We start from the raw sequence: 16,954 nt of genomic DNA on the forward strand, positions 1-16,954 counted from the left end.
GCTCCGCGCCCAGGCGGCGCAGCTGCTGGCGTACCTGCGGGCGCACCCCGGTCTGGATCCGGCCGACGTGGCGGGGTCGCTCGCGGTCACCCGCTCGCACTTCGAGTACCGGGCGGTGGCGGTCGGCACCGAGATGGACACGGTGACCGCGGCGCTGACCCGGATCGCCGACGGGACCGATCCCGGCGATCTCGCGGCGGCCCGACCGCAGGTGGCCTTCGTCTTCTCCGGTCCGGGCGCGCAGCGGGTCGGCATGGGCCGGGACCTGTACGCCACCTTCCCGGTGTTCGCCGAGGCGTTCGACGCGGCCTGCGCCGAACTCGACGTGCACCTGGACCGGTCGATCCGGGAGGTCGTCCTCGACGACGAGGCCGCCCTGGGCCGCACCGGGTACGCCCAGGCGGCGCTGTTCGCCGTCGAGGTCGCGCTGTACCGCCTGGTCACCTCGTTCGGAGTGGTCCCGGACCAGCTCATCGGCCACTCCAGCGGCGAGGTCGCGGCGGCACACGCGGCCGGAGTGCTGTCGCTGCCCGACGCGGCGGCGCTCGTCGCGGCACGAGGACGGCTCATCCAGGCACTCCCGGCCGGCGGCGTGATGGTCGCCGTCCGGGCCACCGAGGCGGAGGTCCGGGAGGCGCTCGCCGGATTCGAGGCGGTGGCGTCCGTCGCCGCCGTCAACGGCCCGAAGTCGGTGGTGGTGTCTGGCGCGGCGGAGGCGGTCGAGCAGGTGGTCGCGCGGTTCGGCAAGACCCGGAAGCTGGACGTGGAGCACGCTCTGCACTCACCGCTGATGGCGCCGATGACCGCTGACTTCGCCCGGGCCATCCGAGGGCTGACCCATGCCCCCGCCCGCATTCCGGTCGTCTCCACGGTGACCGGCGGCGTCGCGGAGTTCGACACCGACTACTGGGTCGACCAGGTCCGCGCCACCGTCCGCTTCGCGGACGGCGTCCGGACCCTGCACGAGCGGGGCGTCACCGCCTACCTGGAGATCGGTCCGGACGCGGTGCTCACCCCGCTGGGCGCCGACTGCGTCGACGGCGCCGACCGGGACAGCGCCCCGCTGTTCGTCGCCGCACAGCGCCGCGCCGGGGACGACGTCGAAGCCCTGGTCACCGCGCTCGCCCGACTGCACTGCCGGGGCGTACGACCGGACTGGGCGGCACTGCTGCCCGGAGCCGCGCGGGTCGACCTGCCCACCTATCCGTACCAGCGGCAGCACTACTGGCCGGCGCTGGAACCGGTCACCATGCCGACCGCAGCCGCCCCCGCCGAGCAGCCGTCGGCCGCGTCGGCAGCGCCGGTCCTGTCCCGGGACTCCACGTTCGAGGAGGTCCGCGACCTCATCCGGCTGGAGACCGCTGAGGTCCTCGGCTACCCCGGCATCGAGTCCATCCGGCCCGGCCGGGACTTCCTCGAACTCGGCGTCGACTCGGTGATCGGGCAGGAGATCCGCCTGCGGCTCAACACCGCCGCCGGCCTGAACCTGCCTCCCGGCCTGCTCTTCACCTACCAGGACCCGGACCGGCTGGCCCGGCACCTGATGGCGGAGATGGCAGGGACGACGCCAACCGCGCCGGCCCCCACCCTGGACGCGCTGTTCCGGCAGGCACGGCAGAACGACGACCTGCACGAGTACACGACGCTACTGATGCGGCTGGCCGAGTACCGGCCGACCTTCACCGCCGACGACGTGGACGCCGGGCGGGTGGCCGTACCCGCACTGGCACGCCTGGCCGAGGAGGGCGACGGCCCGCGGATCATCGCGTGTTGCACGACCTCGCTGATGGCCGGTCCGCAGGAGTACGCCCGACTGGCCGGCGCCCTGCGCGGCCGGTACCGGATCTCCGCCCTGGTCAATCCCGGTTACCAGGCCGACGAGCCGGCCCCGGCCGACCTGGCCGCCGCGCTGCGCCTACAGGCCCGGGCGATCCGCGAGGACGCCGGCACCGAGCCGTTCGTCCTGCTGGGACACTCGGCCGGCGGTCTGGTCGCCAACGCCCTCACCGCCGAGCTGGAGGCCGTTGGCGTCACGCCGGCCGCCGTGGTGCTGCTCGACTCCTACCCGCCGGCCGACGCGGTTCTCGGCCAGTGGATCCCCGAACTGCTCAACGGGCTGGAGATGGACGACGCCGGAGTGCCCGACGAGCGGTACCTCGCCTGGGCGTCGTACATCCGCCACTACGGCGAGTTCGAGCCGTTGCCCAGCACCGCACCGACCCTGCTGGTCCGCGCCGGGGAGCCCCTCGGCGTGGTGCCGGAGGACCGCGACTGGCGGCCGTCCTGGCAGCACCCGCACACGGTGGCGGACGCCACCGGGAACCACTTCACGATGCTCGGCGACCAGGTCGGTCGCACCGCCCAGGCGGTGCACGACTGGTTGACCACGACCCTGTGAGACGGAGACTTCGATGACAATCACCACTGCCACTGTCGACACCAGCCTGTGGCTGCGCCGGTTCCACCCGAAGCCGGACGCGCCGGTGCGTCTGGTCTGCCTGCCGCACGCCGGCGGTTCGGCCAGTTACTATCACCCGGTCTCGCGCGCCCTGACCGGCGTCGAGGTGCTCGCGGTGCAGTATCCCGGCCGGCAGGACCGTCGCGCCGAGCCGTGCATCGACACCGTTCACGGCCTGGCCACCCGGGTCGCGGAGCAGGTCGCCACCCTCGCCGACCGCCCGATCGCCCTGTTCGGTCACAGCATGGGAGCCTCGGTCGCCTTCGAGGTGGCCCGGCTCCTGGAGGAGGACGGCATCGTCCTGAAGCACCTGTTCGCCTCCGGGCGGCGCGCGCCGTCGCGTCACCGCGACGAGCACATCCACCAGTTGGGTGACAACGGTCTGATCGCGGAGATGCGCCGGCTCAACGGCACCGAGGGCAAACTGCTCGACGACGACGAGCTGATCCGGATGATCATCGGGGCGATCCGCAACGACTACAAGGCCGCGGAGACCTATGTGTACCGGCCCGGTCCGCCGCTGTCCTGCCCGATCACGGTCCTGACCGGCGATTCCGACCCGAAGGTGACAGTGGACGAGGCCGACTCCTGGCGGACGCACACGACCGGCCCCTACGCCATGAAAGTTTATAGGGGTGGTCACTTCTACCTGAACAACCACCAGACGGACATACTGGAGACCATTGTGGATCGCCTGACGTCAGGCTGACGGCGACGCCGGCTTGAGCAGTCCGAGACTTCCGGAGGTACCAGTGACAACCCCGACACCCACGCCGGCTCTGCGGCTCATCGGGCTGTCCAAGGCATTCGGTGACAAGCGCGCCGTCGATCACGTCGACTTGGAGGTTCCGGGCGGCTCGTTCTTCGGGCTGGTCGGTCCCAACGGGGCCGGCAAGACCACATCGCTGTCCATGGCCGTCGGGCTGCTACGCCCGGACAGCGGTCGCGCCGAGATCTTCGGTGTCGACGTCTGGGCCGACCCGGTCCGCGCCAAGGAGCTGATCGGCGTCCTGCCCGACAGCCTCGGCATGCCGGAACGGCTCACCGGCCGGGAGGTGCTCACCTACCTGGGTCTGCTGCGGGGGATGGAACCCGAGGCGGTCGCCAAGCGCAGCCAGGAGCTGCTGGAGGTCCTCGAACTCGACCGGGCCGACAGCACCCTGGTCCTCGAATACTCGACCGGCATGCGGAAGAAGATCGGCCTGGCCACGGCCCTGCTGCACGCACCAAAGCTGCTGGTCCTCGACGAGCCCCTGGAGGCTGTCGACCCCGTCTCGGCGGCGACGATCAAGGTGATCCTCCAGCGGTTCGTCGCCGCCGGCGGCTCGGTGGTCTTCTCCAGTCACGTCATGCCGGTCGTCGAGCAGCTCTGCGACCACGTCGCGGTCGTCACCGGCGGCCGGGTGGTCGCCTCCGGGCCGCTCGACGAGGTTCGTGGCGGCAGCTCCCTGGAGAACCGGTTCGTCGACCTGGTCGGCGGCCAGCCGGTGAGCGCGGGGGAGCTGTCATGGTTGGCATCCTGATCCGGATGAAGCTGGCCGTCCTGCGGCACTCGATGACCGGGCAGCGCGCCGCCGACATGATCGGTGGCGGCGTGCTGGGCCTGGTCCTCGCCGGAGGCACGATCTGGCTCGCCGTGCACGACTGGCCGGTCGACGGGCTACCCCTCGACCTGGTCGGCGCGGCGTTCGCGATCTGGACGATCGGCTGGCTGTTCGGCCCGGTGCTGTTCGGTGGCGGCGACGAGACGCTGCGCCCGGAGCACCTGGCGCTGCTGCCGATCCCACCGCGCCGGCTCGCGTTCGGCCTGCTCGCCGTCGCGTTCGTCGGCGTCGCCCCGGTGGTCAGTCTGGTGGCCTTCACCGCGCTGATCGTCGTCGCCCTCCCGGTCGGCGGCGCCGCCGCCCTGATCGCGGTGCCGGTGGTGTTCCTCCAACTGCTGTTCGTGGTGCTCGCCTCCCGGTTCGTCACCGCAGCGCTCAGCACGCTGATGCGCGCCAAGATCGGTGCGGTGCTGGCCGCCGTCATCAGCGGCGGCATCCTGGCGCTCACGCACACCGGCTGGGTGCTCAAACCCACCATCCAGTACGCCCTCACCGCAGGCTTCCCGGACAACCTGGCGGCCTGGGTGCGCCGGTTGCCGTCCGGCTGGGGCATCGTCGCTGTGGAGGCCGCCGGCCGTGGTGACTGGCTGCTGGCCGCCGCCGTGCCGGCCGGGTTCGCCGTGCTCAGCGTGCTGGCCATGCTCGGTTGGTCCGCGCTGCTGGTCCGCCGGCTCAGCCACCGCAGCGCCAGCGGTCGCCCGGCGCGCGGTCGCACCGCAGCCCAGAAGATTCGGGGTGGCGGCGTACGAGCCGTCGTCGGTCGGGAGCTCCGCACCGCGTCCCGCGACCTGATGCGCTTCCACTACCTGGTCTTCTCGCTCGTCTACGCCCTCGCGTTCTGTCTGCTGCCGCTCCTGGTCGACCTGCCGATCTTCGTGCCGTTCATCGGTGTCGCGTTCGGCATCTGGGCCGCCGCCATCTCCGCCAACCTGTACGGCGAGGACGGCACGGTGATCTGGCAGACCGTGCTCACCCCCGGGGCCGCCCGCCGGGACGTCCGTGGCCGCCAGCTCGCCTGGCTGCTGCTGACCGCCCCGGTGGTCGTGGTCCTCAGTGTCGTGCCCACGCTGCTCAGTGGGCAGACGTGGGCCTGGCCGTGGCTGGCCGCCCTGGTGCCGGCCCTGGTCGGGGGTGGCGCCGGCGTCATCGTGCTGATCTCGGTGCTGCGCCCGGTGCCGATGACCGATCCGCACAAGCGCAGCGGCAACCTGTTGGAGAACGGCACCGACTTCACCCAGGTGCTGCTCATGCTGGTGCTGGTCGCGGCCACCGCGGCCCCTGCCTACCTCACCGTCCGCTACGGCCCCGGCTGGGCGGGCGCCGGCGTCGGCCTGGTCACCGGCATCCTGCTGGCCTGGCTGCTCGGCGACCTCGCCGCCAAGCACCTGGAAGCCACCGGCCCTGATCTGCTGGCCACCATGCGGGCCTCCACCTCCCGCAAGAGCAACCTCACCGGCGACGTCGACTGGGACCAGATCACGGCGTCCCTCGGCGGGGTGGATCTCGGCGAGAGCCGCCTCGGCATCGAGAAGGCGTCGCCGGCCCGCCGCGCCGCCGTCTACGTGTGCTTCATCGTCTGCTGGGTCCCACTGATCGCGCAGGGTGTGGTCCCGGCCTTCCTGAAGTACACCGACCCCGACCGGGACTCCTGGTTCGTGGCTCGCCTCGTCCCCGAGGCGCTGCACTGGCCGGTCGTGGGCGTCATGGTCCTGCTCGGCCTGGGCCTCATCGCCGCGGGCTTCCACCAGCTCCGGTTGGCCCGCAGGGAGAGCCGGCAGGCAACCGTGGACCGCGCCGGCCTCGCCGCCGCCCCGGTGGTGACCCGGCACCCCGAGAAGGTCGACGAACTGAACCATTGAGCACGACGACGAGGGCTCGGCCACCGCGGTGGCCGAGCCCTCGTGTGTGCCTGGACGTCACCAGGAGACGGGCAGCTCGCGGACGCCGTAGATCAGCGACTCGGAGCGGAGCGGGACGTCGTCCGCCGCCCCGTGCAGGCGCAGCCCGGGGAAGCGGGTGAGCAGGGCCCGCAGGGCGATCCGGAGCTCCGCGCGGGCGAGTTGCTGGCCGATGCACAGGTGTACGCCGTGACCGAAGGCGAGGTGCTGGTTGCCGGTCCGGGTCACGTCGAAGACCCCCGGGTCGGCGAAGCGGGACGGGTCGCGGTTGGCGGCGGACAGCGAGAGGCTGACGCTCTCACCGGCGCGGATGAGCTGACCGCCCACCGGCACGTCCTCGGTCGCGAGGCGCGTCACGCCGAACTGGAACGTCGGCAGGTAGCGGAGCAACTCCTCGACGGCGTCCGGAACCCGGTCCAGGTCGGCGCGTAGGACGGCCAGCTGCTCGGGATTGGTGAGCAGCGCGAACACGCCGAGGCTGAGCTGGTTGGCGGTGGTTTCGTGGCCGCCGACGAGCAGCAGCATGGCGATGCTGGTCAGTTCCTCGTCGGTGAGCGGGTCGTCGTCCGAGTCGTGGATCAGGCCGGAGATCAGGGCGCCGTCCGGCTCCTCGTGTTTGGTCGCCACCAGAGCCGCCAGGTACTGCCGCAGGTTCCAGGCCGACATCCCGACCTCCATCGGGGTGGCGTCGGTGCGCAGCATCGCAGCGGTCAGCGTCTGGAACTGCTCACGTTCGGCGTACGGCACGCCGAGCAGCTCGCAGATGACCAGTGAGGGGATGGGCAGGGCGAAGTCCCGGACCAGGTCGGACGGCGGGCCGGCGGCCTCGATCGCGTCGAGGCGATCGGTGACGATCTCGCTGATCCGCGGCTCCAGGGCACGGACCCGGCGCATGGTGAACTGACCCATCAACATCTTGCGGTAGCGGGTGTGGTGCGGCGGGTCGACGTGGATGAAGAACGCCGGATCGGGCGGGAGTTGCTTGGCCTCCTCGGGGATCACCTGGATCGGGTTCGACGCCTTGAGGATGTCCGCGCTGAACCGGGTGTCGGCGAGCACCGCCCGGACGTCCTCGGCCCGCGTCACCAGCCAGCCGACCGACCCGTCCGCCATGATCAGCGGACTGACCGGGTGCTCCTCGGCGCGCTGGAGGAGTTCGTCGGGTGGAGAGAACGGACACTTGCCGCGCTGCCGGGGCAGCGGAGCCGGCTCCCCGGTGCCCGATCCGGCCGGGGCGGGATGTTGCGTCGCACTGGTCATCGTCACCACTCATTTCCGCATGGACATTGTCTCCACGATAGGAAGAACGGGTCTTCGGGAAATGCGCCACGACCCGGATCGGGGGTCGATCCAGGGGGATAGGGGCCGCCCTCCATGTCGGCCCCGGCCCGGGGTGCGCTCGATCCCGTAGGGGTGTCCGGCCGCTGCTGGCGCTCATTACCGTCCGAATCGAACGCGCCATCGGGCCGTGTGGACGAGTGGGGGCCGCGGATCGTCATGAAGAGCGAATCAGCATTCACCGATGGAAATGCGGAATCTGACGGTGTCGCCATTGTCGGTGTCGCGTGCCGACTTCCTGGCGCCAACGATCCCGCCGCGTTCTGGCGCCTGTTGGCGGACGGCCGCGACGCCATCACCGAGGCACCGGCCGGGCGCTGGGGGAGCGCCGAGGACCGTCCACACGGGGGCTTCCTGGACCGGGTCGACGGCTTCGACCCCGGCTTCTTCGGCATCGCCCCGCGCGAGGCGGCCGCCATGGACCCCCAGCAACGGCTCATGCTGGAGCTCGGCTGGGAGTCCCTGGAGGACGCCGGCATCGTCCCGGACGCTCTCGCCGGCACACGAGCAGGTGTCTTCGTCGGCGCGATCGGCGACGACTACGCCACAGTGATTCGCCGGCTTGGAGTCGACGGCATCACCCGGTGGACACTCACCGGCACCAACCGGGGCATCATCGCCAACCGGCTGTCGTACGTGCTCGGGCTGCGCGGTCCCAGCCTCACCGTCGACGCGGCACAGGCATCCTCGCTGGTCGCCGTCCACCTGGCTGCGGAGAGCCTGCGCGAGCGCCGCTGCCAGGTCGCCCTGGCCGGTGGGGTCAGCCTCAACCTGGTCCCGGAGAGCACCCTCACCGCCGCCGCGTTCGGTGGCCTGTCGCCGGACGGCCGCTGCTACACGTTCGACGCCCGGGCCAACGGCTACGCGCGCGGCGAGGGCGGCGTCGTCCTCACCCTCAAACTGCTCACCGACGCACTCGCCGACGGCGACCAGATCTACGGCGTGGTCCGGGGCAGCGCGGTCAACAACGACGGCGGTGGCGACAGCCTCACCACACCCACCAGCGACGGCCAGCGGGACGTGCTGCGCGAGGCGTACCGGCAGGCCGGTGTGGACCCGGCGGCGGTCCAGTACGTGGAGCTGCACGGCACCGGCACCCGGGTCGGCGACCCGGTGGAGGCCGACGCGCTCGGCGCGGTCCTCGGGGTGGCGTCCGGCCGGCGTCATCCGCTGCTGGTCGGGTCGGCGAAGACGAACGTCGGGCACCTGGAGGGCGCGGCGGGCGTGGTCGGGCTCCTCAAGACCGTGCTGGCCCTGCATCACAGGGAACTGCCACCGAGCCTGAACTTCGCCACGCCGAACCCACGCATCCCGTTCGACGAGCTGCGGCTGCGGGTGCGTACGGAGCACGGGGCGTGGCCGGAGTCGGAGCGGCAGCTGGTCGCCGGGGTCAGCTCGTTCGGCATGGGCGGAACGAACTGCCACGTCGTGCTGTCGTCGGCGCCGACCCGGCCGCCCGTGACCGACGAGCCGGCGACAAACGAACCCGTGGCGTGGCTGCTGTCCGGGCGTACCCCGGCCGCCGTGCGCGCGCAGGCCGGACAGTTGCGGGACGCGGTCGCCGAGGACGCGCGGCCGGTGGACGTGGCGTACTCCCTCGCCCGGCACCGCAGCGACTTCGACCACCGGGCGGCGGTCGTCGGAGCGGACCTGATCACCCTGACCGAGCGCCTGGCCGCCCTCGCCGCCGACGACTCGCCGGTGCAGCGGGTCGGCGATGGCCGGCTCGCGTTCCTCTTCGCCGGCCAGGGGTCGCAGCGGGTCGGGATGGGCCTCGAACTCGCGGACACCTACCCGGTGTTCGCGGCAGCCTTCGACGCCGCCTGCGCCGACCTCGACGCGCACCTGGACCGTCCGCTGCGCGAGGTCGTCGCGGACGGGTCGGAGCTGGACCGGACCGTCTACACGCAGGCCGCGCTGTTCGCCTTCGAGGTGGCGTTGTTCCGGCTCGTCGAGTCGTTCGGCGTCACAGCGGACTACCTGGTCGGGCACTCCATCGGCGAGATCGCCGCAGCCCACGTCGCCGGGGTGCTGTCCCTGGCCGACGCGGCGACGCTGGTCACGGCCCGGGGCCGACTGATGCAGGACCTGCCGACCGGCGGCGTGATGACCGCGGTGCAGGCGTCCGAGGCCGACGTGACACCGCACCTCACCGACGGCGTGGACATCGCGGCGGTCAACGGCCCCCGCTCGGTGGTGCTGTCCGGCACCGCCGACGCGGTGGCCGGGGTCGCGGCGAGGTTCGAGAAGACCCGGCAGCTCCGGGTCAGCCACGCCTTCCACTCGGCGCTGATGGAACCGATGCTCGTGGCCTTCGCCGAGGTCGCCGAGACGCTGACGTACGCGCCGCCGACCATCCCGATCGTCTCCAACGTGACGGGGCGGATCGCCGAGACCCAGGACGCCGCCTACTGGGTGCGGCACGTGCGGGAAGCGGTCCGGTTCGCCGACGGGATCGCGACACTGGAGAGCGAAGGCGTCACCACGTTCGTCGAGATCGGCCCGGACGGGGTGCTCTGCGCGATGGGCGCCCACTGCGTGTCGACAGGCGCGTTCGTCCCGGCCCAGCGCCCGGACCGCCCGCAGGCGGAGACGGTCGTCGCCGCCCTGGCCCAGCTGCACGGCCGGGGGGTCGCCGTGGACTGGACGCCGTCGCTGGCCGGCGGCACGCGCGTGCCGCTGCCCACGTACGCGTTCCAGCGGGAGTCCTACTGGGTCTCCGAGACCGCCGACGAGCCCGCGACGCCGGCCGCGCGCAGCGCCGCGCGCTCCGAGGACGACCTTCTCGACCTGGTACGAACGCACGCCGCCTCGGTGCTCGGCCACCCGGACCCGTTCACCGTCGACACCACCCACTCCTTCAAGCAGCTCGGCTTCGACTCGCTGACCGCCGTCGAACTCCGCGACCGCCTCAGCTCCGCCCTCGACCTCGCGTTGCCGGCCACCCTGCTCTACGACAGCCCCGACCCGGTCACGCTCGCCCGGTGGCTGCACACCGCCTCGGGCGGCGTCGACCCCTCGACCGTGGAGGATTCCCCGCAGCCGGGGCGGCCCGACGCCGACGAGCCGATCGCTGTCGTCGCGATGGCCTGCCGCTATCCCGGTGGCATCACCGACCCCGACGAGCTGTGGCACCTGGTGTCCAGCGGCGGTGACGCCATCACCGGCTTCCCCACCGACCGGGGTTGGGACCTGACCGCCCTCTACCACCCGAACCCCGGCCACCCGGGCACCAGCTACACCCGCTCCGGCGGTTTCCTGCACGACGCCGCCGAGTTCGACCCGGGCTTCTTCGGCATCTCCCCGCGCGAGGCGTTGGCCATGGACCCGCAGCAGCGACTGCTGTTGCAGGCCTCCTGGGAGGCGGTGGAACGGGCCGGCATCGTGCCGGGCGCGCTGCGCGGCAGCCGCACCGGGGTCTTCGTGGGCGCCACCTCCCACGAGTACGGCGCACGCCTCGCCGAACCCGCCGACGGCCTCGACGGCTACGTGTTGACGGGCAGCACGATGAGCGTCGCCTCCGGCCGCATCTCGTACGTGCTCGGCCTCGAAGGGCCGGCGCTGACAGTCGACACCGCCTGCTCGTCGTCGCTCGTCGCGCTGCACCTGGCCGCCCAGTCGCTGCGCCGGGGGGAGTGCGAACTGGCCCTGGCCGGCGGTGCCACGGTGATGGCCGGCCCCGGCATGTTCGTCGAGTTCAGCCGCCAGCGTGGCCTGGCCGGCGACGGCCGGTGCAAGGCGTTCGGCGCGGGCGCCGACGGCACCGGGTGGGGCGAGGGCGTCGGAGTCCTGGTCCTGGAACGGCTGCGCGACGCGCAGGCGAACGGTCACCAGGTCCTCGCCGTGATCCGGGGCAGCGCGATCAACTCCGACGGCGCCTCCAACGGCCTGTCCGCGCCCAGCGGCCCGGCCCAGCAGCGGGTCATCCGGGCCGCCCTCGCCGACGCCGGACTCACCCCGGCCGACGTCGACGTGGTCGAGGCACACGGCACCGGCACCACACTGGGCGACCCGATCGAGGCGCAGGCGCTGATCGCCACCTACGGCGTCGACCGACCCGAGGACGACCCGCTGTGGTTGGGCTCGCTGAAGTCCAACATCGGCCACACCCAGGCCGCCGCCGGTGTCGGTGGCGTGATCAAGATGATCCTCGCGATGCGCGCCGAGGTGCTGCCCCGCACCCTGCACGCCGACGAGCCGTCACCGCACGTCGACTGGTCCGCCGGCACCGTCCAACTGCTCACCGAACCCCGCGACTGGCGGCGGACCGACCACCCCCGCCGGGCCGCCGTCTCCTCCTTCGGCATCAGCGGAACGAACGCCCACCTGGTCCTCGAAGAGGCGCCCGACGTCGACGTCCCGGACCGCCCGACCGTGCCGCGGACCGTGCCGGTGCTGGTGTCCGCCCGTACGCCGCACGCCCTGCGACGCCAGGCCGCGCGTCTGCGCGACCGCATCGGTAACGACGACACCCAGCTCGCCGACCTCGCGTACACTCTCAACGCCACCCGGACCCGGTTCGAACACCGGGCGGTCGTCCTCGCCACGACACCGGACGACCTGCGCGACGCGCTGGCCGCCGTGGCCGACGACCGGTCGGCGGCGAACGTCATCACCGCCCACCCGGCCGAGCCCGGCCGGATCGCGTTCGTCTTTCCGGGACAGGGCTCCCAGTGGCTGGGCATGGCCGTCGAGCTGGCCGACGCCGACCCGGTGTTCCGCGACCACCTGACCGCCTGCGGCGCGGCGCTGCTCCCGTACACCGGCTGGGATCTTCTCGCCGCGCTGCGCGGCGACGACGACGCGCCGTCGCTGGACCGGGTCGACGTGGTCCAGCCCGCGCTGTGGGCGGTGATGGTCTCCCTGGCCCGGCTCTGGCAGGCCGCCGGTGTCCGACCGGCCGCGGTGATCGGGCACAGCCAGGGCGAGGTCGCCGCCGCGCACATCGCCGGCGCGCTCACCCTCGACGACGCCGCCCGGATCGCGGCCCGCCGCAGCCAGGCGATCGTCGCGCTGGCCGGGCAGGGCGGGATGCTCGCGGTCCAGGCGTCCGCCGCCGCCGTGGAGCCGATCCTGGCCCGCTGGGGCGGCCGGATCAGCGTGGCCGCCGTCAACGGTCCGACCGCCGTGGTGGTCGCGGGGGAGCCCGCCGACCTGGACGACCTCGAACCGGCGTTGACCACCGTGGGCATCGAGGCGAAGCGCATCAAGGTCGACTACGCCTCGCACTCGGCACACGTGGAGGCGATCCGCGACGAGCTGCTGCACGCGCTCAGTGGGGTCGAGCCGCGCGCCGCCGACATCCCGTTCTACTCCACCGTCTCCGGCGCGCGGCTGGACACCACCGAGCTGGACGCCGACTACTGGTACACCAATTTGCGCCGGCCGGTCCGCTTCGCCGAGACGGTGGACGTGCTGCTGTCTGACGGGTACCGGGCGTTCGTCGAGGCCAGCCCACACCCGGTGCTCGTCGCCGCCGTGCAGGACTCGGCCGACGAGGCCGGAGTGGACGCCGCCGTGCTCCGGACGTTGCGACGCCACGACGGCGGCCCGGACCGGTTCCGGGTCGCGCTGGCCGAGGCGTACGCGCGCGGGCTCACCGTCGACTGGACGGACCTGACCCCGGACGGCTCGCTGGTGGCGCTGCCCACCTACCCGTTTGAACGGGAGCACTTCTGGCATCACCCGGTCGTGCCGGGCAGCGCCGACGACCCGGCCAACGACCCGTTCTGGGCGGCCGTGGAGCGTGGCGACGCCGCCGCGCTCGCCACCGACCTGGCCCTGGCCCCGGGCGCACTGGACGAGATCGTGCCGGTGCTGGCCGCCTGGCGGCGTGAACAGCGGATCCGCGCCGGGGCCGCCGGTTGGCGCTATGTGGTCGAGTGGAAGCCGCAGCCGGACGCCACTGTCACCGCCGACGGGCACTGGATCGTCGCCGTGGCCGCGTACGACCCGGGCACCACCGCCGTCCTCCAGGCCCTCGGCGACGCCGGGCTCACCCTCGACGTGGTGGTCGTCGCGGACGACGCCGACCGGGCCACCCTCGCCGGGCGGCTCGCCGGTGACGCCGACGGTGTCCTCTCCCTGCTCGCCTTCGCTGAGGGGCCCCTCGGCGAAGGTCTGCGTCGCACTCTGACCCTCACCCAGGCACTCGGTGACGCCGGCGTCGACGCCCCGCTCTGGCTGGTCACCCGCGGTGGCGTCGACACCGGGCCGGCGGACCGGGTGGACGACCCCGAGCAGGCCCTGATCTGGGGTCTCGGCCGGATCGTCGCCCTGGAACACGCCGAGCGGTGGGGCGGCCTGGTCGACCTGCCCACCGACCTCGACGAGCGGGCCGCCGAGCGGCTGCTCGCCGCGGTGGCCGGTGAGGACGGCGAGGACCAGGTGGCCATCCGGGTCGACGGTCGCTACCTGCGCCGCCTCGGCCACGCACCCCGCCCGGCCCGACTGGCCGGCGGCCTGCGCCTGGACGGACCGGTGCTGGTCACCGGCGGTACGGGTGCCCTCGGCGGCACTGTCGCCCGCTGGCTCGCCGAGCGTGGCGCGCCGCACCTGATCCTGCTCAGCCGGCGCGGCCCGGACGCGCCCGGCGCCGCCGACCTGGTCGCCGAACTGGCCGAACTGGGTGCCAGCGCCTCGGTCGTGGCCTGCGACGCCGGTGACCGTGACGCCCTCGCGGCGGTCCTCGCCGCGCATCCGGTCAGCGCTGTCGTGCACGCCGCCGGCCTGCTCGACGACGGCACCGTCGACACCCTCACCGCCGACCAGGTCGATCGGGTGCTCGCCGCGAAGGTGGCCGCCGCCCGTAACCTCGACGACCTCACCCGGGACCGGGATCTCAGCGCGTTCGTGCTGTTCTCGTCGATAGCGGCGAGCATCGGCATCCCGGGGCAGGGCAACTACGCGCCGGGAAACGCGTACCTCGACGCCCTGGCCGAGCAGCGCCGCGCCGACGGCCTGACCGCGACGTCGATCGCCTGGGGTCCGTGGGCCGGCGGCGGCATGGCCGCCGACGCCGCAGTCGGCGATCTCATGCAACGCCACGGCATCACCCCGATGGACCCGCAGATCGCGCTCGCCGCCCTGCAACAGGCCCTGGACGACGACGCCACCACACTCACCGTCGCCGACCTCGACTGGGACCGGCTGGCCCTCGCGCTCACCGCCGGCCGCCGCCGCCCGCTGATCGAGGACCTGCCGGAGGTGCAGCGCGCCATCGGCGCCGGCGCTGTCACGTCCCGCCCGGCCGGTGGCCCCGCCGAGAGCCTCGCCGCCGCACTGGCCGCGCTGCCCGAGGCGGCCCGCGAACGGGCACTGGTCGGCCTGGTCCGCGAACAGGCGGCGCTCGTACTCGGCCACACCGGCCCGGACGCCGTCGACCCGAACCGCCCGTTCCGCGAGCTGGGCTTCGACTCCCTCGCCGGCGTCGAGCTGCGCAACCGCCTGCGCACGGTCACCGGCCTGCGCCTGTCGACCACCCTGGTCTTCGACCACCCCACCCCGGCCGCCCTCGCGGCGCACCTGCACGATGAGCTCACCGGTACGCTGCCCGCCCAACCGGCTGACGACCCCGCCACGGTACGGGTACCCGACGAGCCGATCGCGATCGTCGCGATGGCCTGCCGCTACCCCGGGAACGTCACCTCGCCCGGCGACCTGTGGCGACTGCTGGACGACGGCGGTGACGCGATCGGTGGCTTCCCCACCGACCGTGGGTGGGACCTGGCCGCCCTCTACGACCCGGACCCGGACCACCCGGGCACCTCGACCACCCGGCACGGCGGGTTCCTCTACGACGTCGCCGACTTCGACCCCGCCCCGTTCGGCATCTCCCCCCGGGAAGCCCTGGCGATGGACCCGCAGCAGCGGCTCCTGCTGGAGACCTCGTGGGAGGCGTTCGAGCGGGCCGGCATCGACCCCGCGACGCTGCGCGGCCGGCACGCCGGGGTCTACGTCGGCCTCACCTACCAGGACTACGCGTCCCGGGTCCGGCAGGCGCCCGCCGACCTGGAGGGCTACCTGCTCACCGGCAGCACCGCGAGCGTCGCCTCCGGCCGGATCGCGTACGCCTTCGGCCTCGACGGCCCCGCCGTCACCGTGGACACCGCCTGCTCGTCGTCGCTCGTCGCGCTGCACCTGGCCGTACGGGCGCTGCGGGCCGGTGAGTGTGACCTGGCGCTGGCCGGTGGCGTCGCCATCATGTCCACCCCGCACATGTTCGTCGAGTTCAGCCGCCAACGTGGTCTCGCCCCGGACGGCCGCTGCAAGCCCTTCTCCGCCGACGCCGACGGCTTCGGCTCCGCCGAGGGCGTGGGCATGCTGCTGGTAGAGCGTCTCTCCGACGCCCAGCGGCACGGTCACCCGGTCCTCGCCGTGGTGCGTGGCACCGCCGTCAACTCCGACGGCGCGTCGAACGGCCTGACCGCCCCGAACGGCCCCGCCCAGCAACGGGTGATCCGGGCCGCGCTCGCCGACGCGGTGCTGACGCCCGGCGACATCGACGTGGTGGAGGCGCACGGCACGGGCACCCCGCTAGGCGACCCGATCGAGGCCCAGGCGTTGCAGGCGGCGTACGGGCCGGACCGCCCGGCGCAGCGACCGTTGTGGCTCGGCTCGGTCAAGTCGAACCTGGGGCACACCCAGGCCGCCGCCGGTGTCGCCGGCATCATCAAGATGGTCGAGGCGATGCGGCACGAGGTGCTGCCCCGCACCCTGCACGCCGGGACGCCCAGCCCGCACGTCGACTGGGCGGACAGCCCGCTGCGGCTGCTGGACACGGCCCAACCGTGGTCGGCGGACGTGCCGCGTCGGGCCGCCGTGTCGTCGTTCGGCATCAGCGGCACCAACGCCCACGTGATCCTGGAGGCGCCCGCCGGGGTCGGCCGCGTACCGGCCCTTCCGCAGGCGTCCTCTCCCCTCGTACCGCTGGTGCTCAGCGGGCAGTCGACCGACGCGCTGCGCGCCCAGGCGCTTCGCCTCGCGGACCGGCTGGCCGAACCGGGCACACCCACACTGCTCGACACCGGCTGGACCCTGGCCGCCGCCCGGACCGCGTTCACGCACCGGGCGGCGCTGCTCACCAGCGAGAGCGACGCGGTGGGCGCGCTGCGCGATCTGGCCGCCGGCCGCGACCACGCAGGCGTGCACACCGGTGAGGTACGGGCCGGAGGTCTCGCCTTCGTGTTCTCCGGTCAGGGTTCGCAACGGCCCGGTATGGGCGTGGACCTCTCCGCGACATTCCCGGTGTACGCGGAGGCGTTCGACGCGGTCTGCGCCGAGCTGGACCGGCACCTGGACCGGCCGATCCGTGACGTCATCGCCGAGGGCAGCGACCTGGATCAGACGGTCTACACGCAGGCGGCGTTGTTCGCCGTCGAGGTTGCCCTGTTCCGCCTGGTCGAGTCGTTCGGTGTCACCCCGGATTACCTGGTCGGGCACTCGATCGGGGAGATCGCCGCCGCGCACGTCGCGGGGGTGCTGTCCCTGCCTGATGCGGCGACGTTGGTCACCGCCCGGGGCCGGTTGATGCAGGCGTTGCCGACCGGCGGTGTCATGGTGGCGGTGCGGGCCACCGAGGCCGAGGTGTTGCCGTTGCTGACCGACGGGGTGTCCGTCGCTGCGATCAACGGACCTCGGTCGGTGGTGCTCTCCGG

The 16,954-nt window shown here is 73.1% G+C and carries 6 protein-coding genes; 5 read left to right on the forward strand and 1 reads right to left on the reverse strand.

Features of this window, described 5'->3' with window-relative positions; translation table 11 throughout:
- The 4 genes from ACWCO3_RS18070 to ACWCO3_RS18085 form a co-directional block, all read left to right on the forward strand.
- Positions 1-2,398 (forward strand): alpha/beta fold hydrolase (locus ACWCO3_RS18070; RefSeq protein WP_450011009.1); only part of this gene is annotated, 2,398 nt, incomplete at its 5' end.
- 19 nt (positions 2,399-2,417) lie between these two features.
- On the forward strand, positions 2,418-3,167 hold the full coding sequence (locus ACWCO3_RS18075) for a thioesterase II family protein (protein WP_408630581.1): 750 nt from the start codon (positions 2,418-2,420) through the stop codon (positions 3,165-3,167).
- Between the two features lie 43 nt (positions 3,168-3,210).
- Positions 3,211-3,981 (forward strand): ABC transporter ATP-binding protein, encoded by a 771-nt coding sequence (locus tag ACWCO3_RS18080; protein ID WP_450011011.1) that lies wholly within the window; start codon positions 3,211-3,213, stop codon positions 3,979-3,981.
- Positions 3,966-5,921 (forward strand): hypothetical protein, encoded by a 1,956-nt coding sequence (locus ACWCO3_RS18085; protein ID WP_450011013.1) that lies wholly within the window; start codon positions 3,966-3,968, stop codon positions 5,919-5,921. Before ACWCO3_RS18080 ends, ACWCO3_RS18085 begins: the two co-directional genes overlap by 16 nt.
- A gap of 57 nt (positions 5,922-5,978) precedes the next feature.
- Here ACWCO3_RS18085 and ACWCO3_RS18090 read toward each other — a convergent pair whose 3' ends face one another.
- A complete protein-coding gene (locus ACWCO3_RS18090) occupies positions 5,979-7,220 on the reverse strand; it encodes a cytochrome P450 (RefSeq protein WP_145783119.1) in 1,242 nt (413 codons plus the stop codon).
- A gap of 237 nt (positions 7,221-7,457) precedes the next feature.
- Here ACWCO3_RS18090 and ACWCO3_RS18095 point away from each other — a divergent pair.
- The coding region (locus ACWCO3_RS18095) for a type I polyketide synthase (protein WP_450011015.1) at positions 7,458-16,954 on the forward strand (9,497 nt) is incomplete at its 3' end.

The sequence above is a fragment of the Micromonospora sp. NPDC002411 genome, assembly GCF_053592955.1.